The 25,610-nt window shown below is 73.7% G+C and carries 18 protein-coding genes and 1 riboswitch; of the genes, 11 read left to right on the plus strand and 7 right to left on the minus strand.

Annotated elements, in window-relative coordinates; translation table 11 throughout:
- Positions 1 to 191: 191 nt before the first annotated feature.
- The gene (locus IG62_RS0132420; protein ID WP_030811628.1) at positions 192 to 755 is read right to left on the minus strand and encodes a MarR family winged helix-turn-helix transcriptional regulator; all 564 of its coding nucleotides are present in this window, start codon (positions 753 to 755) and stop codon (positions 192 to 194) included.
- Positions 756 to 954: 199 nt separating this feature from the next.
- Here IG62_RS0132420 and IG62_RS0132425 point away from each other — a divergent pair, with 199 nt between their 5' ends.
- Entirely contained in the window at positions 955 to 2,259 is a 1,305-nt protein-coding gene (locus IG62_RS0132425) for an MFS transporter (RefSeq protein WP_030811631.1), read from the plus strand.
- Positions 2,260 to 2,414: 155 nt separating this feature from the next.
- Here the strand turns inward: IG62_RS0132425 and IG62_RS0132430 are convergent, their stop codons facing one another.
- On the minus strand, positions 2,415 to 4,229 hold the full coding sequence (locus tag IG62_RS0132430; RefSeq protein ID WP_030811633.1) for an ATP-binding SpoIIE family protein phosphatase: 1,815 nt from the start codon (positions 4,227 to 4,229) through the stop codon (positions 2,415 to 2,417).
- A 311-nt stretch (positions 4,230 to 4,540) separates the two neighbouring features.
- A complete protein-coding gene (locus tag IG62_RS0132435) occupies positions 4,541 to 5,929 on the minus strand; it encodes an NAD(P)/FAD-dependent oxidoreductase (RefSeq protein ID WP_030811636.1) in 1,389 nt (462 codons plus the stop codon).
- 436 nt (positions 5,930 to 6,365) lie between these two features.
- Here IG62_RS0132435 and IG62_RS0132440 point away from each other — a divergent pair, with 436 nt between their 5' ends.
- On the plus strand, positions 6,366 to 7,247 hold the full coding sequence (locus IG62_RS0132440; RefSeq protein ID WP_030811639.1) for a helix-turn-helix domain-containing protein: 882 nt from the start codon (positions 6,366 to 6,368) through the stop codon (positions 7,245 to 7,247).
- A gap of 404 nt (positions 7,248 to 7,651) precedes the next feature.
- Positions 7,652 to 9,667 (plus strand): sigma-70 family RNA polymerase sigma factor, encoded by a 2,016-nt coding sequence (locus IG62_RS0132445; RefSeq protein WP_030811642.1) that lies wholly within the window; start codon positions 7,652 to 7,654, stop codon positions 9,665 to 9,667.
- Between the two features lie 176 nt (positions 9,668 to 9,843).
- On the opposite strand, the gene IG62_RS0132450 is transcribed toward IG62_RS0132445, so the two are convergent.
- Positions 9,844 to 11,940 (minus strand): asparagine synthase-related protein, encoded by a 2,097-nt coding sequence (locus IG62_RS0132450; protein WP_030811645.1) that lies wholly within the window; start codon positions 11,938 to 11,940, stop codon positions 9,844 to 9,846.
- An 800-nt stretch (positions 11,941 to 12,740) separates the two neighbouring features.
- On the opposite strand from IG62_RS0132450, the gene IG62_RS0132455 reads away from it, so the two are divergent.
- The 6 genes from IG62_RS0132455 (at position 12,741) to IG62_RS0132475 (ending at position 19,136) form a co-directional block, all read left to right on the plus strand.
- Positions 12,741 to 14,189: a hypothetical protein gene (locus tag IG62_RS0132455; RefSeq protein ID WP_030811648.1), complete on the plus strand. Its 1,449-nt coding sequence runs from the start codon at positions 12,741 to 12,743 to the stop codon at positions 14,187 to 14,189.
- A 273-nt stretch (positions 14,190 to 14,462) separates the two neighbouring features.
- Positions 14,463 to 15,683, plus strand: a complete 1,221-nt coding sequence (gene lhgO / locus IG62_RS0132460; RefSeq protein WP_037839862.1) for an L-2-hydroxyglutarate oxidase — start codon at positions 14,463 to 14,465, stop codon at positions 15,681 to 15,683.
- A gap of 131 nt (positions 15,684 to 15,814) precedes the next feature.
- Complete coding sequence (gene trmB / locus IG62_RS0132465) at positions 15,815 to 16,612, plus strand: tRNA (guanosine(46)-N7)-methyltransferase TrmB (RefSeq protein ID WP_107053088.1); 798 nt, start codon at positions 15,815 to 15,817, stop codon at positions 16,610 to 16,612.
- Positions 16,613 to 16,733: 121 nt separating this feature from the next.
- The gene (locus tag IG62_RS0132470; protein WP_234326836.1) at positions 16,734 to 18,086 is read left to right on the plus strand and encodes a PrsW family intramembrane metalloprotease; all 1,353 of its coding nucleotides are present in this window, start codon (positions 16,734 to 16,736) and stop codon (positions 18,084 to 18,086) included.
- Positions 18,087 to 18,311: 225 nt separating this feature from the next.
- Positions 18,312 to 18,794 (plus strand): very short patch repair endonuclease, encoded by a 483-nt coding sequence (locus tag IG62_RS45515; RefSeq protein WP_078872386.1) that lies wholly within the window; start codon positions 18,312 to 18,314, stop codon positions 18,792 to 18,794.
- 39 nt (positions 18,795 to 18,833) lie between these two features.
- The gene (locus IG62_RS0132475; protein ID WP_030415925.1) at positions 18,834 to 19,136 is read left to right on the plus strand and encodes a hypothetical protein; all 303 of its coding nucleotides are present in this window, start codon (positions 18,834 to 18,836) and stop codon (positions 19,134 to 19,136) included.
- Positions 19,137 to 19,224: 88 nt separating this feature from the next.
- Here the strand turns inward: IG62_RS0132475 and IG62_RS0132480 are convergent, their stop codons facing one another.
- Both IG62_RS0132480 and IG62_RS0132485 read right to left on the minus strand, forming a co-directional pair.
- The gene (locus tag IG62_RS0132480) at positions 19,225 to 20,184 is read right to left on the minus strand and encodes an aldo/keto reductase (protein WP_030811659.1); all 960 of its coding nucleotides are present in this window, start codon (positions 20,182 to 20,184) and stop codon (positions 19,225 to 19,227) included.
- Between the two features lie 142 nt (positions 20,185 to 20,326).
- Positions 20,327 to 21,622: a M23 family metallopeptidase gene (locus IG62_RS0132485; protein ID WP_030811661.1), complete on the minus strand. Its 1,296-nt coding sequence runs from the start codon at positions 21,620 to 21,622 to the stop codon at positions 20,327 to 20,329.
- An 11-nt stretch (positions 21,623 to 21,633) separates the two neighbouring features.
- Positions 21,634 to 21,788: riboswitch (cyclic di-AMP (ydaO/yuaA leader) on the minus strand.
- Positions 21,789 to 22,082: 294 nt separating this feature from the next.
- On the opposite strand from IG62_RS0132485, the gene IG62_RS0132490 reads away from it, so the two are divergent.
- A complete protein-coding gene (locus IG62_RS0132490; RefSeq protein WP_078872387.1) occupies positions 22,083 to 23,360 on the plus strand; it encodes a DUF2332 domain-containing protein in 1,278 nt (425 codons plus the stop codon).
- Between the two features lie 116 nt (positions 23,361 to 23,476).
- On the opposite strand, the gene IG62_RS0132495 is transcribed toward IG62_RS0132490, so the two are convergent.
- Positions 23,477 to 24,619 (minus strand): PP2C family protein-serine/threonine phosphatase, encoded by a 1,143-nt coding sequence (locus IG62_RS0132495; protein ID WP_030811666.1) that lies wholly within the window; start codon positions 24,617 to 24,619, stop codon positions 23,477 to 23,479.
- A 734-nt stretch (positions 24,620 to 25,353) separates the two neighbouring features.
- Between IG62_RS0132495 and IG62_RS42565 the strand changes: the two genes are divergently transcribed.
- Positions 25,354 to 25,596, plus strand: a complete 243-nt coding sequence (locus IG62_RS42565; RefSeq protein WP_051798920.1) for an NUDIX domain-containing protein — start codon at positions 25,354 to 25,356, stop codon at positions 25,594 to 25,596.
- The last annotated feature ends 14 nt before the right edge of the window (positions 25,597 to 25,610 follow it).

The raw sequence follows: 25,610 nt of genomic DNA on the forward strand, positions 1-25,610 counted from the left end.
TCCTCGTCGACGCATAATCGCGCCGCGGTCCGAATTTCGGCATGCCGAAATTGTTCCCGGTGAGGGGCCGTGCAGTAGTGGTGTGCCGCGAGGCGGCGGAAGGGCTGCCGCAGAACCGTTCCGGCGCTGTGGCAACTCGGAGGACACTACAGATCCGGGTGACCGGTGTCAACCCGCGTCGGGCGCGTCGGTCATGAGTCGAGGTCGGTGAGGCGTCCGCCGGCGTCCGGCTGGGCCTCTTCCACGCGGCGCAGCAGGCGCGTGAGTACCTGGCCGAGGAGTTGACGCTCCTCACCGGAGAGGTCCTGGAGGAGGTCCTCCTCGAAGACCGTGGCCATGCGCATCGCGGCGAGCCACTTCTCGCGGCCCTCGTGGGTCAGTTCGACGATGACGCGGACGCGGTTGTTCTCGTCGCGTTCGCGGGTGACCAGTCCTTCGTTCGCCATCCGGTCGATGCGGTGGGTCATCGCGGCCGGCGTCAGGCCGAGGCGCTTGGCGAGTTCGCCGGGGCCCATCCGGTAGGGGGCGCCGGAGACGACGAGGGCCTTGAGCACCTCCCATTCGGCGTTGCTCATGCCGAGGGTCGAGGTCTGCCGCCCGTAGGCGACGTTCATCCGGCGGTTGAGGCGCTGGAGTGCGGAGACGACCTGCTCGACCTGGGGGTCGAGGTCCTGGAATTCGCGCTGGTAGGCCGCGATCTGTTCCTCGAGGGACGGCTCGGCTGCGTCGGCGGCCGCATCGGAGGGCTCAGGCATGCGGCGCAGTATGACATGAAAGTGATTGGCGTTGAAGTTCTTCTCCGTGTACTCTTTAGCTTCGAAGTCTAGAGCGTTCAAGTCTTCAGGGTGAGACCGTCCGGCTGGCAACTGTCCGGGTCGCGTGCCTCGCCCTGACGCCTGTTCGGCTCCTTCGATGTCCCTTATGTCTTTGATGACCTGACCTAGGTAGGTGAGTGTGACCACCGCGATGGGCGCCGCGCTGCGCCGGATCCAGCTCGGGAACGCGCTGAGCGCGTTCGGTAACGGCTTCACGGTTCCGTATCTGTACGTCTATGTGGCGAAGGTGCGTGACCTTGGTGCCAGTACGGCCGGTGTCGTGCTGGCGATGCTGGCCGTGGCCGCGCTGGCCGTGCTGCCGCTGACCGGTCGGGCGATCGACCGGCGCGGCCCCCTGCCGGTGGCCATCGTCGGTACGGTCTCCGCCGCGATCGGCTCCCTGGGGCTCGGGCTGTCGTCGACCGAACCGCTGGTCATCGCCTCGGCGGCCGCGCTCGGTGCCGGTATAGCGGTGGTCCAGCCGGCCCTGGCGACGATGATCGTGTGGTGCTCGACGACGGTGACCAGGTCGCGGGCGTTCGCCACCCAGTTCTTCCTCAACAACCTGGGCCTGGGCGTCGGCGGGCTCGTCGGCGGGCTGCTCGTCGACGAGTCGCATGCGGCGAGCTTCGTGCGGCTGTTCGCCATCGAGGCCGTGATGTTCCTGGTGCTCGGCGCGACGGTGGCCACGGTACGGCTGCCGCGGGTGCCGAAGGTCGAGGACCCGGTGCCGAGCGAGGAGCGGCCCGCGGGCGCCTGGCGGGCGCTGTTCGCCGACCGGCGGATGATGTGGGTCTGCCTGCTGGGGTTCGTGCTGTTCTTCGCCTGCTACGGGCAGTTCGAGTCGGGACTGGCCGCGTATGCGACCGAGGTGACCCGAATACCGCCGGCCAGCCTGGGCATTGCGCTCGCGGCCAATACGGCGGCGATCGTGGCGGCGCAGTTCGTGGTGCTCAAGCTGGTCGAGCGGCGGCGGCGTAGCCGGGTGATGGCGCTGGTCGGCATGGTCTGGACGGTGGCCTGGCTGGCCGCCGGACTGTCCGGGCTGGTGCACGGTGCGCAGGCGGTGGCGACGACGCTGCTGATCTCGACCTACGCGCTGTTCGGCATCGGTGAGTCGATGCTGTCCCCGACGCTGGCGCCGCTGGTGGCGGATCTGGCGCCGGCCTCGTTGATCGGCCAGTACAACTCGGCGTTCGCGCTGGTCAAGCAGTTGGCGCTGGCGGTCGGTCCGGCGGTCGGTGCGCTGATGGTCGGGCATGGCATGTACGGCGCGTACATCGTGATGCTGGTGGTGTGTGCGCTGGGGATCACCGCGCTGTCGTTGCGGGTGGGCCGGATGCTGCGGCCCTGGCAGGACAACCCGCACCGGGTGGCGCCGGCCGCGGCGGTGCCCGCGGCGCGGGTGCCGGCCGAGGCGGAGTCGGTGGTCTGCGGGGCCTGAGGTCCGGCAGGTGCCCGTCGGCCGCGGTCCCGTGGGGGGTCCGCGGCCGACTGTCATTTCCGGGCGGCCCGATTCGGAGGGCCCGTTTCGGACGGCCCGTTCAAGCGGCCCGTTCAGGCGGCCCTGAGGACGGCCCGTTCATCCGGGCGGCCGGATCAGCTCCGGGGCAGGGCGAACTCGCACCAGACCGCCTTGCCGCCGCCCGGTGTCCGGCGGGAGCCCCAGGACGAGGCGATGGTGGCGACGATGGAGATGCCGCGGCCCGCCTCGTCGACCGGTTCGGCACGGCGGCGGCGCGGGAGGTGGTCGTCCCCGTCGGTGACCTCGACGATCAGCCGGCGGTCCGTACGGCGCAGGCGCAGCCGCATCGGGGGCGTGCCGTGCTGGAGGGAGTTGGCCACCAGCTCGCTGGCCGCCAGGACGCCGAGGTCGTGCAGCTCCGGTGAGAAGCGCCAGGAGGCGAGCACTCCGGAGGCGAAGGCGCGGGCGCGTGGGGCCGCTTCGGTGCCGCCGTGGAGTTCGAGGGCGGCGTTGTGGAAGAGCTCGGCGTCGTGGCCGCTGCGCTCGGGGTGCTGGAGGACGAGGATGGCGACGTCGTCGTAGTGGGTGGCCGTGATGCCCAGGGAGCGGAGCAGGCGGTCGCAGACGATGTCGGGCGGGCCGGCGGCGCCGGCGAAGGCGCGTTCCAGGGCCTCGACGCCGTCGTCGATGTCCTTGTCGCGGCGCTCGACCAGGCCGTCGGTATAGAGGACGGCGCTGCTGCCGGGGCCGAGGGTGACGGACCCGGAGGTGTGCAGCCAGCCGCCGGTGCCCAGGGGCGGGCCGGTGGGCTCGGCGGCGCGGCGGACCGTGCCGTCCGGGTCGCGGACGAGGATGGGCAGGTGGCCGGCCGAGGCGTAGGCCAGGTGGCCCTCGTTGGGGTCGTGGACGGCGTAGACGCAGGTGGCGATCTGATTGGCGTCGATCTCGGCGGCCAGGCCGTCCAGGAGCTGCAGGACCTCGTGGGGCGGGAGGTCGAGGCGGGCGTAGGCGCGGACGGCGGTGCGCAACTGGCCCATGACGGCGGCGGCGCGCACGCCGCGGCCCATGACGTCGCCGATGACCAGGGCGGTGCGGCCGGCGCCGAGGGTGATGACGTCGTACCAGTCGCCGCCGACCGCGGCGTCGGTGCCGCCGGGCTGGTACGTCGCGGCGACCCGGAGGTCGTCGGGCTGTTCGAGCTCCTGGGGGAGCAGGGAGCGCTGGAGGGTGACCGCGGCCTCGCGCTGGCGGGCCTCGCTGGCGCGCAGCCGTTCGGCGGACTCGATCTGGTCGGTGACGTCGGCGCCGAAGACGAGGACGCCTTTGTGCGGGGCGAGGCAGGCGACCTCGGGGTCGGGCGCCGGGCCGCTGGCCGCGACCTCGATGGGGGTGCAGGTGAAGGTGTAGTAGCCGTCGCGGGAGCGGTCGCCGCCGGCCCCGCCGGGGACCTTGCGGGACTTGACGGTCCGGGGCTTGCCGCTGCGCAGGACCTGGTCCATGAGGGGGAGCAGGCCGAGCGCGTCCAGCTCGGGGAGGGCCTCGCGGGCGGTGTGGCCGGCCGGGCGGGGGCCGAAGACGGAGGCGTAGGCGCCGTTGACGTAGGCGAGGCGGTGTTCGGGGCCGTAGACGACGGCGACCAGGGCGGGGATGGTGCCGAGGATGTCGTGGACGGAGAGCGCGTCGACGGTGGGCGACAGGGTCACGGGCGCGGTTTCCTGGGCGGGCGCCGGGTCGGGGCGCTCGGCGCGGGCGGCGGGGACGGAGCCGGTGGCGGCGGCCGTCGGGGTGGCCGGGGTGCCGTCCGCGACCGCGGTCGGGGCGGCGGGCTCCGGGGCCGCGGTGGGCGGGGTGGCCGGCGTACCGGCGGCGGGGCGGGCGGCGCGGTCGGACCGCGCGGCGGCGCGCCGCTGTGTGCCGGGGAGTTTGGCGCTCCAGCGCGTGAAGATCACGGAGGGGTACCTCTTACTTCGCGTCGTCGCGCGGGATCGGGCCGTCGGCATGGTGGGACCTCCCGGCGGCAGGCCGGGGGAGGGTCGGCTGGGGGCGCTCTCGGCGCCCTTTTGCGGAATGCAGCAAACGTCCAGAATCCTCGTGATTGTCACTCTTTGCAGATACGAGCCCACCCATGGTCACACGTCCAGTGTGGCCGACCGGACGGACATCCGTCAGACGCCCGGCGGCCGGTGTGGAGTTCCGCACTCCGCAACCACCGGCCCGCCCGGGGCTGACGTCACGTCAAAATTCCTGTCCCCACGGCGCGTCAGCTGGCTTCGTTGTGCCGGCCGGTGCCCGCGGCGAGTTCGAACTCTGCGCGCGGGTTCTCCAGCGAGCCCAGCGAGACGATCTCGCGTTTGAACAGGCCCGCGAGGGTCCATTCGGCCAGGATCCGGGCCTTCCGGTTGAAGGTCGGCACCCGGCCGAGGTGGTACGCGCGGTGCATCAGCCAGGCGGGGTAGCCGCGCAGCTTGCGCCCGTAGACGTGCGCGACGCCCTTGTGCAGGCCGAGCGAGGCCACCGAGCCGACGTACTTGTGCCGGTAGTCCTGGACCGTGCCGCCGCAGACCGTCGCCGCGACGTTCTCGGCGAGCACCTTGGACTGCCGGAGGGCGTGCTGGGCGTTGGGCGCGCACACGGGGCGGGGCTCGTCGGGCTTGGCGGGCGGTTCGGCCGTCAGGTCGGGGACCGCCGCGGCGTCACCCGCCGACCAGGCGTGTTCCACGCCGTCCACCCGGAGCGTGGCGTTGCACTTGAGGCGGCCGTGGTCGGTCAGCGGCAGGTCGCTCGCGGCCAGGATGGGGTGCGGTTTGACGCCGGCGGTCCACACCAGCGTTCTGGTGGGGAAGCGGGAGCCGTCGCTGAGCTGGGCGACGCGCTTCTCGCACGAGTCGAGGCGGGTCTCCAGCCGTACGTCGATGTTGCGGCCGCGCAGCTCCCGTACGGCGTAGCGGCCCATGTCCGGGCCCACTTCGGGGAGGATCCGGCCGGTCGCCTCGACCAGGATCCACTTCATGTCCTCGGGCTTGATGTTGTGGTAGTAGCGGACGGCGTAGCGGGCCATGTCCTCCAGTTCGGCGAGCGCCTCCACGCCCGCGTAGCCGCCACCCACGAAGACGAAGGTCAGCGCGGCGTCCCGGACCGCCGGGTCGCGGGTGGAGGAGGCGATGTCGAGCTGTCCGAGGACGTGGTTGCGCAGTCCGATGGCCTCTTCGACGGTCTTGAAGCCGATGCCGAAATCGGCCAGGCCCGGGACCGGCAGGGTGCGGGAGACCGAGCCGGGGGCCAGAACCAGCTCGTCGTAGACCACCTCGATGGCGCCGTCGCCGGTCTCCTCCGCCGCCAGGGTGGCGATCGTCGCCCGGCGTTCGTCGTGGTTGATGTCGGTGACCTCGCCGACCACCACGGTGCACTGCGGCAGGACGCGGCGCAGCGGGACGACCACGTGGCGCGGGGAGATGGAACCGGCCGCGGCCTCGGGCAGGAACGGCTGGTACGTCATATACGGATCGGGATCGACCACGATCACCTCGATGGAGCCCTCCCGCAGCTGCTGCTTCAGTTTCCGCTGCAGGTGCAGGGCGGTGTACATCCCCACGTAGCCACCGCCGACGACGAGAATGCGGGCCACGTTGTTCGAAGACACAGCCTTCACAGGGGTTCTCCTCGCGGTGTCGAGCGGGCCCGGGGCGGCGCCGATCAGGCGGCCGGCCGGCGGCGCGACCACCCTCGGGTGCCGCGCTCCCGGGAAAGCGCAGCACTGTTCCATGACGCACCCTGGCAGCGCCTTTGTCCACAGGCCCGTCGAAATGTATGACCGGGCGCCGCCCTGGGAACGGAGCCGCAACATCCGCGCTGCCGGGCCCAGCGGCGCTGGTCAGCGGGCGGGTGGCGGAAAGCGTACGGGGGCATAATCCGGGCGGATCAGTCCGTTGGGCCGATCGGGGGGCGCATCGTGCGGAAGGCCCCCTTCAATCTTGACGCGGGCTCAACTATGTTCGTATCTCGTTGGGGTGCACCCTTTCGTCGGTGCGTCCCGGCAGTCAGGGCGGGGAGTCTCCGGGGGGAGACGTCATTACCGGGGGATCACTATGACCATTCAGGGCTCTCAATGGCCGACAGCCGTCGCCATGGCACACGTCGCCGACGGCGGCAACGGCACGCACGGCAACAACGGCACGAGCGGTGCGAACGGCACCAACGGCAGCGGGGGCGGCGGCAGCGTCGGTGCCGGTCCGGGCGCGGGCGGACGGACCACACCGCTGCGGGTGGACGCCCAGCGCAATCTGGAACACGTACTGCGCGCCGCGCGCGAGGTGTTCGGTGAGCTGGGCTACGGCGCGCCCATGGAGGACGTGGCACGGCGCGCCCGGGTCGGGGTCGGCACGGTCTACCGCCGGTTCCCGAGCAAGGACGTCCTGGTCCGCCGGATAGCCGAGGAGGAGACCTCCCGGCTGACGGACCAGGCGCGTGCGGCGCTGGGGCAGGAGGACGACCCGTGGTCGGCGCTGTCCCGCTTCCTGCGGACGTCGGTCGCCTCGGGCGCCGGGCGGCTGCTGCCGCCGGGGATCCTGCGGGTGAGCGCGGAGGCCGACCGGGCGGACGCGGCGGCGGACGGCCTCGGCGAGGCCCGGGTACCGCAGCAGCGGATGGCGCCCGGTCCGGACGGCGGGCCGGCCGACCTGCGGCTGGTCGAGCGGCGCGGCGGGCCCGAGGACGGCCCGGCGGCCGAACCGGCGCCCGGTCCGGCGGAGGCGACGAACGGCGCGGAGGCGCTGCTGGAGGTCGTCGGACGGCTCGTGGAGCGCGCCCGGGCGGCCGGTGAGCTGCGGCCCGACGTGACGGTCTCGGACGTCCTGCTGGTGATCGCCACGGGCGCGCCCGCGCTGCCCGACCCCGGTCAGCAGCAGGCCGCCTCCGCGCGGCTGCTGGAGATCCTGCTGGAGGGACTGCGCTCGCGCCCGGCACGGTGAGACGGGTGGTCCGGTCCGGGTGGGGGTGAACCGGTGATCCCGGTCCCTGTGGGGTGTCCTGGTGGGTGTCCTGGTGGGGTGCCCCGGCGGGCCGCGTTCCCCTGGGATGTCCCGTTGGGGTGGCCTGGTGGCCAGGCGTCCTGGGAGCCGGCGGGACCGGACCGACGGGCCACCGGGGGGCGTCTGGTGCGCGCGGTGGCCTCGGCCCGCGATGTGGCCCGTACGGGTTTCCCGTGGCGTATGACCCGATTGCGTCATATGGCCCGTACGGGTGAACGCCCGTGCGGGCGGGCGGACGCCCTCCCCGGATGAGTGGTTGACGGACGAGGCCCCCAGGAGCCGCCGCCCGATGTGGCACGCTTGCGCGGTATTCGGGTGTGACGGCGGCTTCGGGGGCCTCGGCGATGGGTGTTGACGGGCGGGACGAGCAACGCGACGGCGAGACCGGGCCGGGCGGGTCCGGGACGGCGCCGCCCCCTCAGGCGCCCGGGCGGACCGGGCCGTTGGGGGCCGCTTCACCGACGGGCGGGCCGGCCGGGCGGCAGGCCCGCGCCGGCGGTCCGGCGGGCGACGTCCCCAGCGTGCCGCCGCAGCGCGACGGGGCCGGCCGGGCGACGCCGCGCGGCGGGCCGGGGGGCGTACGGGACACCGCGCGAGGAGCCGACGGAGGGGATCAACTCCCGGCGTCCGATGACCAGTTGATCGCCAGTATGCGGGCCGGCGACGACGGCGCGTACGAGGAGATGTACCGCCGGCACGCCGACGCCGTCCGGCGGTACGCCCGGCACTGCTGTCGCGACGAGCACACCGCCGAGGACCTGACCGGTGAGGTCTTCGCCCGGACGCTGCAGGCGGTGCGCGGCGGCGCGGGCCCCACCACAGCGGTCCGCGCCTATCTGCTGACGACCGTGCGCCGGGTCGCCGCCTCCTGGGCGAAGACCGCCCGGCGCGAGCAACTGGTCGAGGACTTCGCGGTGTTCGCGGTCTCCGCGGCCGGTGCGGCGCTGGACGACGGCGCCCTGGACCTGGGCGCGGACGTGCGCGCCATGCACGAGGCCGAGCAGTCGATGGCCGTGCAGGCGTTCCGCAGCCTGCCGGAGCGCTATCAGACCGTGCTGTGGCACACCACGGTCGAGGACGAGTCGCCGAGCGAGGTCGCCCCGCTGCTGGGGCTGACCGCGAACGCCACCGCCGTATTGGCGCACCGCGCCCGCGAGGGCCTCAAGCAGGCGTACCTGCAGGCCCACGTCAGCCAGTCGCTGACCGCCGGCGGGGACTGCGCCCGGTACGCCGACCGGCTCGGCGCGTACGCCCGCGGCGGGCTGCGGATGCGGGCCGAACGGGGCCTGCGCGAGCACCTGGACGGCTGCGCCCGGTGCCGTACCGCGGCGCTGGAGGTCGAGCACGTCAATGAGCGGATCGGTGCGGTGCTGCCGGTGGCGGTCATCGGCTGGTTCGCCGCCGGGTACGCCGTGAAGACGGCCGCCGCGGTGGCCGGGGTCGCGGGGACGGCCGGGGCCGGTGCGGCTGCCGCGGCAACAGGCGGTTCCGGTACGGCGGGTGGTGCGGGTGCTGCGGGTGGTACGGGTGGTGCCGTCGCGGGTGAGGGGCTCGGCGCGCCGGTCAAGGTCGGCATCGGGGTGGGAGTGGTGGTGGCCGGTGTGACGCTCGCGCTCGCGCTGGCCGGCGGCGGCCCCACGCCGGCGCCGCACCCGCGGGCCGAACCGCACCGGCCGGCCCCTGTCGCACCACGCCATCCGTCGCCCGCCCCGGCGAAGCCGCTGCCACCGGCGGCCGGCGCCGCCCCGCGCCCCACGCCGACCCGGTCGCACCCGTCGGCCCACCGCCCGGCACCGTCCCGGCCGGCGCCCACCCCGACGCCCACCACCCGCAGGCCCGCACCGACGACTCCCCCTCCGAAGCCCCCGCACGAGCCGCCCGGGCCGCGCCCGAAGCCGCCGGAGCCGACGGAGCCGGACCCGACCCCGACCCCGTACCGGGTCGCCGCGCTCGATCACGACTTCATGGGCGACGGCAGCGAACCGGAGGTGCGCACCCTGGGGAGCGGCTGGCTGTGGCAGCGCCGGTCGCCGGAGATCGCCGGGACGGCCTACGCGGACGGCGCGACCATGCACGCCGGGTCGTCCGTCCTCATCGACCTCAACCGGTCGTGCACCTCCTACGACGCGCTGGTGGGCGTCGACGACCTCAGCTGGGGGACCGGCGCCCTGCGCTTCTCCGTGTACGCGGACGGGGAGCGGCTCTGGCGGTCCGCGGTGGTCCGCGGCGATCGGCCGGCCGTCCCGGTCCACGTCCCGCTGACCGGCCGCAGGACGCTGCGTCTCGTCGTCGACCCGGCGACGCCCCTGGACGCGGTGGCTCTGGGCGACTGGGCGGAGGCCCGCATCAGCTGCCGTTGAGCCCGCCGGCGGCGCGAGCGAGGCAACGGACCAGCCTCCAGGCGGCGTACGCCCACGGCGCGCAGTGCGTCCTCCCCGCCGTCGTACGCGCGGCCCAGCCGGGCACACGGGCCGCGCGCCCCGTAGCTCCGGCCCGACCAGGACAAAGGGCGGAAACGGGGCCTGCAGACCCGCCTTCAGGACAAGCGGGCGCGCGGCACCACGCCGCCCGCGACCGCCTTCTGGCGCGGCGCCTCCGCCCCCGTCCAGCAGCTCCCGCGGCGGGCGACCAGGCGGCGCAACCACACTTCCGTGGCGACGAGTTCCGCCAGCCCGTCCAGTGGGAGCGCGGCGCCCTCGGCCGCCGCCCGGAGGGCGGTGCGGACCACCCGCGCCTCGATCAGGCCGGCATCGGCCAGCAGGGGCGCGTCGAAGAGCTGCACCAGATCGCCGACCGCACCGCGCAGCCCGGCGCGTACCGCCGCGGCGTGGGTGACGTGCGAGGTGGCGCCCCAGCCGGGCGGCAGGTCCCGTACGCCCGCGCCGGCCAGTACGGAGCGCAGTACGGCGGCCCGTGCCCCCGGCTGCACCCGGAGCGTGTCCGGGAGCGCGCGGCAGGCGAGCACCACCTGGTTGTCGAGGAAGGGCGCGTGCAACCGCTGGCTGCGGACCTCCGCGGCCTGCTCGAAGACCCGGTGGTCGGCGGCCTGCCGGGCCAGCGCCGCGCGGGCCCGCCGCTCACCGGGGCGCCCGACCGCGGCCGTACGGGACGCCGCCTCGCTGAGGCGAACCGATACTTCGGCCAGCGCCTCGCCCGTGAGCCAGCGCGCCGCGGGTCCGGGACGGCACCAGGTCAGCGCGGCCAGTGAGGCGTCCACCGCCCCGCCGGTCACCGGCTCGTCGGCGAACTGCCGCTCCAGCAGGCGCCGCGCGGCCTCCGTGATGCCCTCCGGATATGGCGTACGGGCGAGCCGCCGCGCCGCCCGGTAGACGGTGAACGGCACCAGGACGGACTGGGCGGACGGGCCGTCGGCCTTGGCGAGCGCGGTGACCGGCCGCAGGAGATGGCGCCGGCGGCGGTCCATGAGGAGGTCGGCGAGCCGGGCGGGATGGGCGTCGAGGACCTGCCGGGCGCCGTGCCCGACGAAGTGGTCCGCGCTGCCGGCCAGCAACCGGCGCCGGTGGCGGCCCGCCACCGTCAGGGAGGGCCCGGGCTCGTCCGTGAGCGGGCCGCTTTCGAGGTCGGCATACGGGAGGGCCTCCTCCCCGGCGGCGACGACGACGTGGTGCAGCCGCGGGTTGTCGGCGATGCTGCGGGCCCGCTCCAGTTCGGCGTCGTGGTGGGCCCGCGCGCCATTGGTGGCGCGGTCGTTGAAGGTGACGGCCAGCAGGCGTTCGCCGTGGCCGTTGAGGCGTCCTGGACGGCCGGGCAGACCGGCGGCCAGAAGGGCGAGGGTTCCGGACGCGCTGCCTCCGGAGAGGTCGGCGCCGACGCCGGGGGCCGGCGCGCCGCGTGCCGCCCGCCGCTCCGCGGGGCCCATACCGGGCACCGGCCCGGGATCGAGGCCGTCGAGCCCGTCCGGGTCGGGGGCGTGCCGGGGGACCGCCAGCCGGGCGCGGACGGCCTCGACGAGCGCGTCCCGGACCCCGTCCACGGCCTGCTCCGGCGGGAGTTGGGGCGCGGCGACGGCGAGCGAGGTGGTCGGCTCGTAGGAGGTGATCTCACTGGCGCCGCCGCGCAGCACGAGGGCGTGGCCGGGCGGGATCCGGCGGACGCCCTCGTACGGGGTGCCGGCGCCGAGCGCCTCGGGGGCGTCGGGGCAGGCCAGCAGCGCGGCGAGGTGGCCGATGTCGAGGCTGGCCTCGATCAGGTCGGCGAGCGGCAGCGCGGCGGTGGCGTAGGCGGTGCCGCCCGCCCACGGGGTGTGGAAGACGGGGCGGGCGCCGGCCAGGTCACCGGTGACGGTGATCCGCCGTCCTACCTGGACGACCGCGGTGTAGCTGCCGGACCAGGCGGTGAGATGCCGCAGTGCGCCGCCGCGCGCCGCGTACAGGCCGACCCGCAGCTGGTCGTCGGTGGCCCCGCAGATGCCGAAGACGGCGAGCCGGGTCTCGGGGTCGGCCTGGACCACGCGGACCTCGTCCGGCCGCCAGTCGCCGACCGCCCACAGGGGGTCCGGGTCGCCCCAGAGGATCTGCGCGCCCACGGGGAGGACGGTGCGGCTGCCGACGCCCTCCGGGTCCGCGGCGGACGGCCTCGTGGCGGCACTGCTCCACCCCACCAACCAGCGCATGCCGCCTCCACCCGAATTCCCCGCCCGCCGGGGCCAACGGCCGCCCCGTACCGCGGATCGCCAAGCTGTCGCCAGCCGTAGTGACGGCCGTGCCGCCTGTAGTGGCGACCATGCTGCCATGACAACGGCGCGGCGGAGACGTCACGGCGGGACGTATACGGGCAGTTCACGGCGGACGGCGGGCGGCGGGCTCGCACGGTGGACGGCACACCCGCGGCGCGGCACGACGCGATACGTCGGCAAACCCGACAACTGGCCACCCCGGCGAGGTATTTGGTCCGCCGATGCGCCAACTCGCCCCCGGTAGGCCCCCCGTGTGGCCCCCGGGGCGCCCGCGCGGCGCTCCTTGACGCGCCGCGGCGCGAAATCATCACCCGTCGATTTTCGGCCAAAGTCCGTACGGCACAGCGCAGTTGACAACCACGGGGCCCATGTCAACCGGCGGCACGATCCTACGGCGGACGGCCTGCGCGACGGTCCGGGAGGCGGGCTACGCCCCCCGGACCGGACCGTCACCCGCGGGGAATGAGGTGACGGTGTCCCCCAGCCCACTGGATCCAGTGCAGCGGGCCGACCCACGCACCAGTCATGGAAGCGCTCCCGAGGTCGGGCGACCAGCGCGCACGGCCAGGCGCACGGGCACACGTACCCGGAGCACATGCCAGATCCCGCACCCCTGTCTGAACATGAATCTCGCCATCCGGGACACCGGCCCTTAACGGTCGGGATCCGGCGAACTACTCTGGGTGGACGCATGCCCCGGGGTAGCGGGGCGGCCGTCGCTGTGTCGAGGGGTGCGCATGTCCAGGGATATACGCGGGCCGAACGAGAAGCTCGGCACCGTTCTCGCCCTCGCGGGTATCAGCAACGCCGGACTGGCCCGCCGGGTCAACGACCTCGGCGCGCAACGCGGGCTGACGCTTCGTTATGACAAGACGTCGGTGGCGCGATGGGTCTCCAAGGGCATGGTGCCGCAGGGCGCCGCGCCCCATCTGATCGCGTCCGCGATCGGCAGCAAACTGGGCCGGCCGGTGCCGCTGCACGAGATCGGGCTGGCCGACGCCGACCCCGCGCCCGAGGTCGGTCTGGCCTTCCCGCGCGACGTCGGCGCCGCGGTGCGCTCGGCGACCGAGCTCTACCGTCTCGATCTGGCCGGACGGCGAGCCGGCGGTGGCGGCATCTGGCAGAGCCTGGCCGGATCCTTCGCGGTGAGCGCCTACGCCACCCCCGCCTCGCGCTGGCTGATATCCCCGGCCGACAGCTCGGTGGCCCGGGAGGCGGCCGAGGCGCGCGACAAGGACGCCGCGGCGGCCGGCGACGCCGGGATCCCGCAGCACGTGGGGCACAGCGACGTCAGCAAGCTGCGCGAGGCGGCGGAGGACGCGCGCCGCTGGGACTCCAAGTACGGCGGCGGGGACTGGCGTTCCTCCATGGTGCCGGAGTGCCTCCGGGTGGACGCGGCGCCGTTGCTGCTCGCCTCGTACAGCGACGAGGTGGGCCGGGCGCTCTTCGGGGCGACCTCCGAGCTCACCCGGCTCGCGGGGTGGATGGCCTTCGACACCGGACAGCAGGAGGCCGCGCAGCGCTACTACATCCAGGCGCTGCGGCTCGCCCGGGCGGCCGCCGACGTCCCCCTCGGTGGGTACGTCCTCGCCTCGATGTCCCTCCAGGCGACGTACCGCGGCTTCGCCGACGAGGGCGTCGACCTCGCCCAGGCGGCCCTGGAGCGCAACCGCGGTCTGGCCACCGCCCGCACCATGAGCTTCTTCCGCCTGGTGGAGGCGCGGGCGCAGGCCAAGGCCGGTGAGGCGCGCGCCTGCGAGGTGGCGCTGAAGGCGTCCGAGGGCTGGCTGGAACGGTCCCGGGGCGGCGACCCCGACCCGTCGTGGCTGGACTTCTACTCGTACGAGCGGTTCGCCGCCGACGCGGCCGAGTGCTACCGCGACCTGCGGCTGCCCCGCCAGGTGCGCCGCTTCACCGAGCAGGCGCTGTCCCGGCCGACGGAGGAGTTCGTCCGCTCGCACGGGCTGCGGCTGGTGGTGTCCGCGGTGGCCGAACTGGAGTCCGGCAATCTGGACGCGGCCTGCGCGGCGGGCGCCCGCGCGGTCGAGGTGGCGGGCCGGATTTCCTCGGCCCGTACGACGGAGTACGTCCGCGATCTGCTGCACCGCCTCGAACCGTACGGCGACGAGCCGCGCGTGGTGGAGCTGCGGGAACGGGCGAGACCCTTGCTGGCGGCGCCGGCGTAGCTGGGCGAGGCGGGGGACGGGCCGGGGCGGGTCGGGCGATGGGCCGGTGGGTCGGGCGACGGGCCGCCGGGCAGCCGGGTCGCCCGGAAGTTCCGAGCGGCCGCCGAGGGAGCTTGCTGAGCGAGCCTGCCGACCGGACCTACCGATCGGGCCTGCCGAGGGAAATGCCGACGGGATTGTCAGTGCCGGCCGTCATGATGGGATACGTCGTCGGGATGGCGCGCGGGCCCGCGGTGACGGTCGGGCCTGCGGTCATGCGGTTGGGGAGGTGCAGTGTCGTCGTACGACTGCGACGTGCTGGTGATCGGTGCCGGCATCATCGGGCTCTCAACGGCGTATGCGATCACGCGCGCCGCGCCGGGCACGCGCGTCGTGGTGCTGGAGAAGGAGCAGGGCCCGGCCCGGCACCAGACCGGACGCAACAGCGGAGTGATCCACAGCGGCATCTACTACCCGCCCGGCTCGCTCAAGGCCCGCTCCGCGCTCCAGGGCTCCGCGGAGATGGTGAAATTTTGCACCGAACACGACATTCCGCATGAGGTCACCGGCAAGCTGATCGTCGCCACCGACCGCAGCGAGCTGCCCCGGCTGCACGGCCTGATCCAGCGCGGCCGCGAGCACGGCCTGCCGGTCCGCGAGCTGGGCCCGGCCCAGATAGCGGAGTACGAACCCGAGGTCCGCGGCCTGGCCGCCATCCATGTCGGCACGACCGGCATCTGCGACTTCGGCGCGGTCGCCCGCCGGTTCGGCGCGCTCGCCACGGACGCCGGCGCCCGGATCGTCCACGGCGCCGAGGTGACGGTGATCGGCCGCCGCCCCGGCCGGGTGGCGGTCCGTACGGCCGACGGCACGGTCCACCGCGCCCGCGCCCTGGTCAACTGCGCCGGTCTGCACTGCGACCGGATCGCCCGGCTGGCCGGCGATGCGCCCGGGATGCGGATCGTCCCGTTCCGCGGCGAGTACTTCACCCTCGCCCCGGAGCGCGCCTCCCTCGTCCGCGGCCTGGTCTACCCGGTCCCCGACCCCGCCTTCCCGTTCCTGGGCGTCCACCTCACCCGCGGCATCGACGGCGCCGTCCACATCGGCCCGAACGCCGTCCCCGCCCTGGCCCGCGAGGGTTACGACTGGCGCACGGTCCGCCCCGGCGAGCTGGCCGGCACCCTCGCCTACCCCGGCTCCTGGCGGATCGCCCGCCGCCACTGGCGCTACGGCGCCGGCGAGCTGCACCGCTCCCTCTCCCGCCGCGCCTTCACCGACGCTGTCCGCCGCCTCCTCCCCGCCGCCCGCGAGGAGGACCTCCTCCCGTCCCGGGCCGGCGTCCGCGCCCAGGCCGTCCTGCCCGACGGCACCCTCGTCGACGACTTCCTCTTCTCCGAATCCCCCGGCATGATCCACGTCCTCAACGCCCCGTCCCCCGCCGCCACCGCCTCCCTCCCCATCGGCCGCGAGGTGGCCCGCAGGGCGCTGGGGGTGCTCGAGGCGGCCCGGAGCTAGGGATGTCTCCTTGATCGGACCGGGAAGACGTCCCCTGGCTCCGGCGATCCGGAGCCCGCATTCCACCCCCGTAGAATCGAACCACTGTGTCCGAGAACCGCATCCCCTCCCCCGCCCCCGTGACCGACGCCGTGGCAGCAGACGCTGTGGAAGCCGTGGCCGTGGCTGACGGTCGGCGCGCCGCGCCGGCGCCGCGTCGTGGCGAGCCGATGTTCCCCGACGGCACCGGGCCTGCGGCCGACCCCGCGGGGTCGCACCACGAGCGGCGGATCCGGTCGTTCCAGCCCCGCCGCAGCCGGGTGTCGCCCTCGCAGGCCGATGCGCTGCGCCGGCTGTGGCCGACGTGGGGCCTGGACATCGACGGGCTGTCGCGGCTGGACCTCGACGCGTTCTTCGGCGGTCTGCCGGTCGTGCTGGAGATCGGCTTCGGGATGGGCGAGGCCACGGCACAGATGGCCGCCGCCGACCCGGCCACCGGCATCCTCGCCTGCGACGTGCACACCCCCGGCCAGGGCAATCTGCTCGGTCTCGCGGATCGGAACGGGCTGTCCAACATCCGGGTGGCCAACGGCGACGCGATCATCCTGCTGCGCGAAATGCTGGCGCCGGGCTCCCTCGCCGGGCTGCGCGTCTACTTCCCCGACCCGTGGCCCAAGAAGCGCCACCACAAGCGGCGCCTGATCCAGCCGGAATTCGTCGCCCTGGCGACGACCCGGCTCGCACCCGGCGCGCTGGTGCACTGCGCGACCGACTGGGAGCCGTACGCCGAGCAGATGCTTGAGGTGCTCTCCGCCGAGCCGACGCTGGAGAACCTCTACCCCGGCTTCGCGCCGCGTCCCGACTTCCGGCCCCTCACCAAGTTCGAGGGCCAGGGCCTGGACAAGGGTCACACCGTCCACGACCTGCTGTTCCGCCGCCGCGGCGCGTAGGGCGGCCGACGCTCGTTACGGTCGAGGGGTGCACCCGCCCGTTCAGCCACCGCCGCAGCCGCGCCGGAGAGCCCTCTGGCGCGGCACGATCCGCCGTGCGTCCCGCGACACGTCCCCTGAGATGACCGGCGACCCGGCCCGCGATACCGCCTGCGACATGACCTACGCCCCGGCCGGCGACACGACCGGGGGCGGACCCCACGAGACGGGCCGCGGTATGCCTCGCGACAGAACCCGCCGTACGACCCTGCGCGCCACCGCGCTGATATCCCTGCTCGTATCCCTGCTCGCGCTCTCCGGCGTGATCATCGTCGGGCTGGTCCGCCGGGAGACCGGTACCGAGGGTCTGCTCGTCGGGCTGGGGCTCGCCGTCTTCCCGGTGCCGCTGCTGGTCGCGGCGTTCCGCTGGCTCGACCGCATCGAGCCGGAGCCCCGGCGGAACCTCGCGTTCGCCTTCTCCTGGGGGGCGTGTGCCGCGGCCCTGGTGGCACTGGTCACCAACGGCTTCGCCACCGACTGGCTCGCCGCCAACATCGCGTCCGCCTCGCCCTCCGAGGCCGAGACCTGGGGCGCGACGGCGATCGCTCCGGTCGTCGAGGAGACGGTGAAGGCCGCCGCCGTACTGCTCCTCTACCGCTTCCGCCGGCGCGACTTCGACGGCATCACGGACGGCATCGTCATCGCCGGCATCACCGCCACCGGCTTCGCCTTCACCGAGAACATCGTCTATCTGGGCAACGCCTTCGGCGAGGACCAGTCCATGGGCCACACCGGCCTGGACTCGCTCACCGCGGGCACCTTCTTCGTCCGCATCATCATCTCCCCCTTCGCCCACCCCCTCTTCACCATCCTCACCGGCCTCGCCTTCGGCATAGCCGCCACCCGCTACCCCCGCCGCCGCGCCGCCCGTATCGCGCTCGCCGCCCTCGGCCTGCTCACCGCCGTCCTCCTGCACGCCATCTGGAACGCCGCCTCCTCCCTCGGCGACATCGGCTTCCTCCTCGTCTACGGGCTCTTCATGGTCCCCGTCTTCCTCGCCCTGACGTCCCTGGCCGTCTGGGCCCGCAAACAGGAGCTCCTCTCCCTCCCCGGCTACCTCGCCCCCTACATCACGGCCGGCTGGCTCAGCCCGGCCGAACCGGACGCCCTCGCCTCCCTCAAGACCCGCGCCCTGGCCCGCGACATCGCCCGCCGCACCCAGGGCCCCGCCGCCGCCCGCGCCGTCACCGCCTACACCACCGCCGCCACCGCCCTCTCCTTCCACCGCCGCCGCGCCCACCTCAGGGGCCCCGACCCGGACTTCACCCTCCGCGAGCAGTACCTGCTGCAACGGGTCAGGCAGTACCAGAGGTGGGGGCGGCCGGCGTTGATGAACGCCTGGCACAGCCTGGGACGGAATTGCCTCGTTGCGAACGATGCCTGGTCAGCGGCTGCCCGCCGGTGCACGGGCGACTCTGCACACCCTCGGACATAGCGCTCCGAGCTCTGGCCCGCCGATCCTGGCGCCGCCCGATTCGATCGTGCCGCGCCCTGTCGCCCGTCATCGGCCCGCCGGCCGGGGCTGAAGTGCAACGGCGACCGGGGGCCGTCTCGCCGGCACACCGGGCAGCTGCCGAGATCCCCCGCGGCCCCCTTCGGCGGCCCCGGAGCGAGGAGACTCGGCTTCTTCTCCCGACCGCTGGTGAGCCATTCTGGGACTATGACTCGCCCACCCGTCTCTCCGTCGTCGGCCGGTGTCTCAGCGCGCATGAGCCGTCAGGGCAGACGGGACACCGAACCTGAGCGTGCAGTCCGGCGGCTGCTGTACGCCGCCGGCCTGCGCTATCGCCTGCAATGCCGCGTACCCGGTATGACCCGTCGCACGATCGACATCGCTTTCCCCGGCCCGCGCATTGCGGTGTTCCTCGACGGCTGTTTCTGGCACGGCTGCCCCGAACACGCCACCAGTCCCAAGGCCAATGCCGAGTGGTGGCGCGCGAAGCTCGAAGGCAACGTCACCCGCGACGCAGAGACCAACGCCCATCTCGAAGCGGCGGGATGGACAGTGCTGCGTTTCTGGGAGCACGAGAGTCCCGAGACGGTGGCCGAGTACGTGGCCCGAGCCGTGCGAGGGGCCGGCGCAGCTCGTAAGTCACGGCCACCTGAGCCTCCGAGCGGCCAGAACGTACGGGGCCGGACGTAAGGTCAAGGGCAACTGACCCGCGAAACGGAGGAAATAGACATGGCCGGCGTTCCGAGCAGTGTGGTGGCGGCGAGTGGGTTGCTCGGGGGTTATGGGGTGGCTCGGTGGACGAAGAAGCGGCCGTTGGGGGGTGTGGCGTTGGCGGCGGCGGGGGCGGTGGCGGCTCGGGAGTGGCAGCGGAAGGCCGGTGGTAAGACGGCGGCGGCGTTGAGCGGGGCCTATGTGGCGGCGTTTGTGGGGTCGCATCCGCTGGCCAAGAAGATCGGGGCGTGGCCCTCGGTGTTCGCCGTGGCGGGTGGGGTGGCGCTGGCGTCCTGGGCGGTGGTGGACCGGCGGGGGTAGTGCGCCCGGCAGCGTTGCGGTGCGTGTGGGAGTGGAGCGGGGCCCTGGGGCCCCGCTCCTTCCCTTTGGGGCGGGGCCCCGACCTGGATTACGCCGACGCCTCGTTCAGCAGGGTGAGTTCGGGGTCGGTGAGGGTCAGGTCGGTGACTGCCAGGAGGGGGGCGAGCTGGGCGGTCGTGCGGGCGCTGGCGATCGGGGCGGCGACCGTCGGCTGGGCGGCGAGCCAGGCCAGCGCGACGGTGGCGAGCTCGGCACCATGGGCGGCGGCGACCGTGTCGAGGGCCTCCAGGACGCGGGGGCCGCGGTCGGTGGCGAGGTACTGCGCGGCCTTCCCGGAACGGGCGCTGTCGACCGCTGCACCCGGCCGGTACTTGCCGGTCAGGAAGCCGGAGGCCAGGGCGTAGTACGGGACCGCGGACACGCCGTTGCGGGCGGCCACGTCGGCGAGTTCACCCTCGTACGTGTCGCGGGAGACCAGGTTGTAGTGCGGCTGCAGGGCCACGTAACGGGCCACGCCCTCGCGGTCGGAGAAGGCGAGGGACTCCTCCAGGCGCTGCGCGGAGATGTTGGAGGCACCGATCTCGCGGACCTTGCCGGCCCGGACGAGGTCGTCCAGGGCGGTCAGGAACTCACCGACCTCGACCGACTCGTCGTCGTAGTGGGTGTAGTAGAGGTCGATGTAATCCGTGCGGAGACGGGTGAGGGACTCCTCGACCGCGGACTTGATGGTGGCGGCGGACAGACCCTTGTAATCGGGGTGCGCACCGACCTTGGTGGCGATGACGATGTCGTCCCGATTGCCGCGCGAGGCCAGCCAGTTGCCGAGGACCGTCTCGGATTCGCCGCCCTTGTTGCCGGGCACCCAGGCCGAGTAGACGTCGGCGGTGTCGATGAAGTTGCCGCCGCCCGCCACGTACGCGTCCAGTACGGCGAACGACTCGGCCTCGTCGGCGGTCCAGCCGAAGACGTTGCCCCCGAGGGACAGGGGGGAGACGGACAGCGAGCCCAGGGCCCTGGGGGTACGGGAGTTGTTGCTTGTCGCGCTCATGGTGGGGACAGCGTTGCGGGGCGGGTGGTTATTCCCTCGTGCGGCGGTTGTTCCCTCGCGGGACAGTTGTTCCCTCGAAGGGGATGTTCCGCGTGGCCGTATCCTCACGGCCGTGTTCCTCAGGGCCGCCCGCCCCGCTTCGTCAGACGTTGACGCCGTGGTCGCGCAGCCAGGGCATCGGGTCTATCGGGTCGCCGGCGCCGGGGCGTACCTCCAGGTGGAGGTGGGGCCCGGTGACGTTGCCCGTGGCGCCGACCCGGCCGATGACGTCGCCGGTGCTGACCTTGCCCGAGGTCTTGACCATCGAGGACAGGTGGCAGAACCACAGCTCGGTGCCGTCGTCGAGGGTCAGGACGATGCGGTAGCCGTACGAACCGGCCCAGCCGGCCTGGGTGATGGTGCCGGAGTGCACCGCCTTGACGGGCGTGCCGGTCGGGGCGGCGAAGTCCTGGCCGGTGTGGTCCGCGACCCAGCGGTCACCGGCCTGCCCGAAGCCCGCGGTGAGGGTGTACGAGGAGACCGGGGTGATGAAGCTCTGCGCCAGTTTGGCGAGGCGTTCGGCCTCGGCCTTGTGGCGGGCCTCCTCCTCGGCCTTGCGCTGGGCCTCGGCCGCTGCCTCCTTCTTGGCTGCCGCGGCCTTCTCGGCGGCCTTGAGGTCCGCGGTGGCGTCCGTGGTGGCCTGCTTGATCGCGGCCTGCTCGGCGGCCTCGCGGGCCTCCTGCTCGGCGGCGCCCTGCTGAGTGTCGGCCTGCTGGAGGATACGGCTGCGCAGCGCCTCACCGGCGTTCGCACCAGAGCCCGAGCCCGAGCCAGCGTCAGAGCCAGAGCCCGGGTCCGTGCTCGATCCGGTATCCGTGTCCGCGCCCCTGCCCGTGGCGGCGGAGGCGGAAGCGGTGTGCGAGCCGCCGTCGGTGTGCGAGCCGCCGTCGGATATCAGGTCGCCGACGCCGGGCAGGGAGGCGGCGTCCGGGAGGTGGTCGGAGACGGCGTCGGCCACTCCGCCGAGGTCGGGCATCGAGATCGGCACCGGCGGGCGGCCCTCGGCCGTGGCCATCCCGCCCGCGCCGACCGCCGCGATGACACCGACGCCCAGGACCGTCCCGCCGCGGGCGAGTCCACCGCCGCGCTGCTTGGCCACCCGGTGCTTGCCGCGGACCGGGCGGACGGACTCCTCGGTGGGGTTCCATTCCTCCCACTGGCCGTCGGCGTCACCGTTCGCCCCACCGGCCGTCGCGAAGCGGGTGTCGGTGACGACAGGGGCGCCAGTGGCGACAGCGGTGTCAGTGGCGAAAGCAGCGTCGGCGACGAAAGTGGTGTCGCCGGGATGCGCGAAGGCGTGAGCGGCGCCTGGCGCGTACGGGGCGTCCGGAGCGCCCGGGCCCCGGTCGTCGGAGTCGTAGGCGGACGGAGCCTCGGGGACAGGCCTGTTGGACGCCACGGGGGCGCACTCCTTTCCTTCCTTCTCGCCTACCGGGTTAGCTGACGGGTTCGGAGCAGGAAGGTCTCCTACGGGCACCCTCTGGCGAAGGCGTCCGATTCACCCCAAGGTGGTGGTTCCCCGGTTCCCTTGGTGCAGTTCGAGGTGCTGGAGGTGCGTGAAAAGCGCGTGCGGGATTCGGCGTCGGCGCACGGTGCCGCCTCTTGCGGCGGCTGGGACGACCGCGCTGCGTTATCGGACAGTAATAGAGATCGCGACGGTTTTCCAAGCCTTCCCGGGAATCCATATGCCTCGCGCACCAGCTGTGGCGTGGTGTTTTCCGGTCACCATGGCCATAAATCGGGCGAGTTGACCGCACCGCCCCGTGCCGCGTCTAAACGATCTCTCGATGATTGTGCGTCAGTTGTTATGCGGAGGGGTGCCTGCCCATTACGGAACGTGAAGACAGTAACGTCGGATCATGGTCGTCAACGCCGAGCGCCCTGGACACTCCCTGCGCCCCGGACACTCCGAAAGTCCCGGATACGCCGAGAACCCCGGACCCGCCGAACGCCTCCGCAACGCCGGTCACGGCCGCCACGGCCGTCCCGGCCACGGCGGTGTCACGACCGGAAGCGCCCAGGACGTGGCACGGCGGTACCAGGAGTTCTCCTGGCGCGAGGCGCGCGGCCGGTCCGGCGCGCACGAGGAGTTGAGCGCCCGGATCGGCCAGGACCAGGAACTGTGCGAGCTGCTGGCGGGTTCGCTGCCGGCCGGCAACAAGCAGCAGCCCCAGCTCCTGCTCGCCGCCGTCCGCCATCTCGACGGCCCGCACGCGGAGCAGGGCCCGCGCGGCGCGGCGGCGTACGGACGCTGGCGCGAATGGACGATCCGGCACTGGGACCGGGTGCGGGACATCATCATGCGCCGCGGCACCCGGACCAACGAACCGGCCCGCTGCGCCACGCTGCTGCCGCTGCTCGCCCGGCTGCCCCAGCCGCTGGCCCTGCTGGAGGTCGGCACCTCGGCCGGCCTGTGCCTGCACCCGGACCGCTATCGGTACGCGTATGGAAACGGGTACGGGGCGGCGGGCGAGCCGGGCCCCGGCCACCCGGGCGGGCACGATCCGGCAGCCCACGCCCCGCTCGTCGAAGTAGGCGCGGCCGACAGCCCCGTGGTCTTCCACTGCCAGGTGCAGGCGCCGGTGCAGTCGTCAGTGCCGGTGCCGGCAGGGCACGGGGCGTCGCACGTCCCCACCCGCCTGCCCGAGGTCGTCTGGCGGGCCGGGATCGATCTGGCACCGCTCGACCCGGTCGCCGAGCCGGCGGACCTGCGCTGGCTGCAGTCGCTCGTATGGCCCGGCGACGAGGCGCGGGCGGCCCGGCTGTCCGCGGCCGTCGACGCGGTGCGGGCGGTGCCGCGGCCGCGGATCGTCCGCGGGGACCTGATCGACGAACTGCCCGCACTGGCGGCCGCGGCGCCGGCCGGGGCGACGCTGGTCGTGTTCCACACCTCCGTGCTGAGCGGTCTGCCGTACGCCCGGCGCGAGGAGTTCGCCCGGCTCGTACGGTCGGTCCTCGACGGGCGGGACGGCGGCGGGCACTGGATCTCCCAGGAGCACCACTCCGTCCTGCCGTGGCTCCCCCTGCCCGCGCACCACACCCCACGCCCGGACGACCCGCGGCAGCTGACGCTCGCCCTGGACGGGCACCCGGTTGCCCTCACCGACCCGCACGGACAGAGCTTCCGCCCGCTGTAGTGGACCCCTGCCAGGGCCGGGCAGCGGCTGGCAGCCGCTGCCGGCCTCTGACGCCCCCGTGTCAGCACTTCCGCCCGCTGTGGACCGCCGCCCGAACCGGCCCAGCTCGCAAGCTCTCACTCCCCCATCGGCCGCTGCAGCGCCAGCAGGGCCATGTCGTCCGCCGGGGCCCCGCCCGAGTGCCGGGCGACGTCCTCGATGAGGGCGTCCAGGAGGCTGCCGGGGTCCGGGAAGCGCCGGCCGCGGAGCTTGTCCGCCGGGTCGTAGAAGCGGCCGCGCAGATCGCGGGCCTCGGTCACGCCGTCGGTGAAGAAGACGAGCAGCGAACCGGCCGGGAAGAACGACTCGTCGGAACGGTCCGGCCAGCTCGCCACCTCGCTCAACCCCAGCGGCAGCGCGGGCACGGCGGGCATCAGCTCGCACAGCCCGCCGTCCGGGCCCAGCAACAGGGGCGCCGGATGGCCGCGGTTGAGGACCCGCAGCACCGGCCGCCCGTCGGCGGGGACCTCGGCCAGGACCGCGGTGGTGAACCCCTCGTACTGGTCGAGCCCCGCGCGCCGCCCGCCCTCCCGTTGCAGCGCCCGCTCCAGCCGGCCGGCCACCGCCTCCAGGGTGGCCTCCTGTTCCGCCGCCTCCCGGAAGGCGCCGATGACGACCACGGCGGCCTCCACCGCCTCCAGCCCCTTGCCGCGGACGTCACCGACGATCAGCCGTACGCCGTGCGGGGTCTCCTGCACGGCGTAGAAATCGCCGCCGATCCGGGCGCCCGCCCGCGCGCCCACGTACCGGGCGGCGACCGCGAGCCCGCCGAGCCGCTCGGGCGGCGCCGGCAGGACGGCCCGCTGCGCGGCCTCCGAGACGTCCCGTACGGACGCCGGATGGGCGTCGGACATCCGGACGACGCGGTTGATGGCGAGCGCCAGCAGGGCGACCACGAAGACGGTCGCGATCTCGGTCACCGACTCGTGGGTGTTCTGGGCGGCGCTGCGGTACGTCACCACCAGGGACTCGCCGGCCATGGCGGCCAGCGCCGTGAGGGCGGTGGCGGGCAGCGAGAAGAGCGGCGCCGCCACCAGCGGGGCGGCGGAGAAGAAGGGCGCGGCGGTGTAGCTGGGCGGCGTCGCCAGGTCGAACGCGAGGCCGCCGACGATGAGGACGGCGGGAAGCCAGCAGGCCAGGCTGCGGCCCAGCGGGGACATCCGGTCCCGGCGCGCCCGGCGCTCCCCGTCGCCCGTGGAGGGCCCGTCGCCCCGCAGCATCCGCACCGGCTTCTCCCCGCTCCGCCCGTCCGCCGTACGGGCACCTCCGCGGTACGGGCACGTCCGCGGTACGGCAGCCTTCCGCCGTACGAGCACCGGCCAGCCGGCCGCATCACCGGCATAACGGCCGCATGTCGACGTCACCGCGACATCACCTCGACCTCCCAAGGCTGTCCGCTCGGGGGAGGCACGGCGATTCCACGGGGGCCGGACGGGTCAGCGCCGGATCACCGGACGGGTCCTCGGGGGATGAGCGGCCGGGCCCGGCGGAGGATCACCGGACAGGGTCCGCAGAGGATCACCGGACAGGCCCGGAGGGCGACCGGCGAGCAGCACCAGGAGGAGGGGAGAAAGAAGGCAAGGGAAAAGGGGAGGGGAGAGAACCAGCCCCTCCCCTTCCCCTTCTGGTGGGCCATCAGGGGCTCGAACCCTGAACCAATGGATTAAAAGTCCCGGCGGTTTCATGATCGATGCTGCCGCTTGGTCCACCGCGGCCCGGTTCGGCCTGGTCTGACAGAACTTTCCTGACACCGTGTCCAGCTTCGGGCGGCCTCTGCCGCGTCGTCCGCTCACGCATCGCTCACGCATGGCGGGTGGCTGACCGCAATGCTGCGCCTCACTCCGGCAGTGGTCTGAATGTGGATCTCTCGCGCCGAGGGGCATCAGCCCGGGGTACTCGGCGCGACCAGGGTGGCCTACGCAGGGCCGGCATGCTCCCGTGAGGGAAGTCCGTGGTGACCGCTATTGACGAGCTGCACTTCGCAGGTGGCATCGACTCCGGTGAGACGCCTCTGGCCGCAGCGCGGCGCGAGCTGGCTGAGGAAACCGAGCTGGCCCCAGGGGCGGTCCTCGACCGGTCGCAGACGGGTCTGCTCCCTGATGAGCAGGTGGACTTGCACTCGCACGCGTGGGCCTTGTGGTCAGACCTGAACTCGCTGCCGGATCGGTCGAACCGCCGCAGTTGCTGGCCGTGTTGAGCGCCCTGGCGCCA

The sequence above is a fragment of the Streptomyces sp. NRRL S-337 genome (assembly GCF_000720175.1).
GTDB classification, from domain to species: domain Bacteria; phylum Actinomycetota; class Actinomycetes; order Streptomycetales; family Streptomycetaceae; genus Streptomyces; species Streptomyces siderophoricus.

Excerpts from the sequence above, each read along its gene's own strand:
- IG62_RS0132420 (WP_030811628.1), bottom strand. The coding sequence starts at position 755 with ATGCCTGAGCCCTCCGATGCGGCCGCCGACGCAGCCGAGCCGTCCCTC.
- IG62_RS0132440 (WP_030811639.1), top strand. The coding sequence starts at position 6,366 with ATGACCATTCAGGGCTCTCAATGGCCGACAGCCGTCGCCATGGCACAC.
- IG62_RS0132445 (WP_030811642.1), top strand. The coding sequence starts at position 7,652 with ATGGGTGTTGACGGGCGGGACGAGCAACGCGACGGCGAGACCGGGCCG.
- IG62_RS0132450 (WP_030811645.1), bottom strand. The coding sequence starts at position 11,940 with ATGCGCTGGTTGGTGGGGTGGAGCAGTGCCGCCACGAGGCCGTCCGCC.
- IG62_RS0132455 (WP_030811648.1), top strand. The coding sequence starts at position 12,741 with ATGTCCAGGGATATACGCGGGCCGAACGAGAAGCTCGGCACCGTTCTC.
- IG62_RS0132470 (WP_234326836.1), top strand. The coding sequence starts at position 16,734 with ATGACCGGCGACCCGGCCCGCGATACCGCCTGCGACATGACCTACGCC.
- IG62_RS45515 (WP_078872386.1), top strand. The coding sequence starts at position 18,312 with ATGACTCGCCCACCCGTCTCTCCGTCGTCGGCCGGTGTCTCAGCGCGC.
- IG62_RS0132475 (WP_030415925.1), top strand. The coding sequence starts at position 18,834 with ATGGCCGGCGTTCCGAGCAGTGTGGTGGCGGCGAGTGGGTTGCTCGGG.
- IG62_RS0132480 (WP_030811659.1), bottom strand. The coding sequence starts at position 20,184 with ATGAGCGCGACAAGCAACAACTCCCGTACCCCCAGGGCCCTGGGCTCG.
- IG62_RS0132490 (WP_078872387.1), top strand. The coding sequence starts at position 22,083 with ATGGTCGTCAACGCCGAGCGCCCTGGACACTCCCTGCGCCCCGGACAC.
- IG62_RS0132495 (WP_030811666.1), bottom strand. The coding sequence starts at position 24,619 with ATGCTGCGGGGCGACGGGCCCTCCACGGGCGACGGGGAGCGCCGGGCG.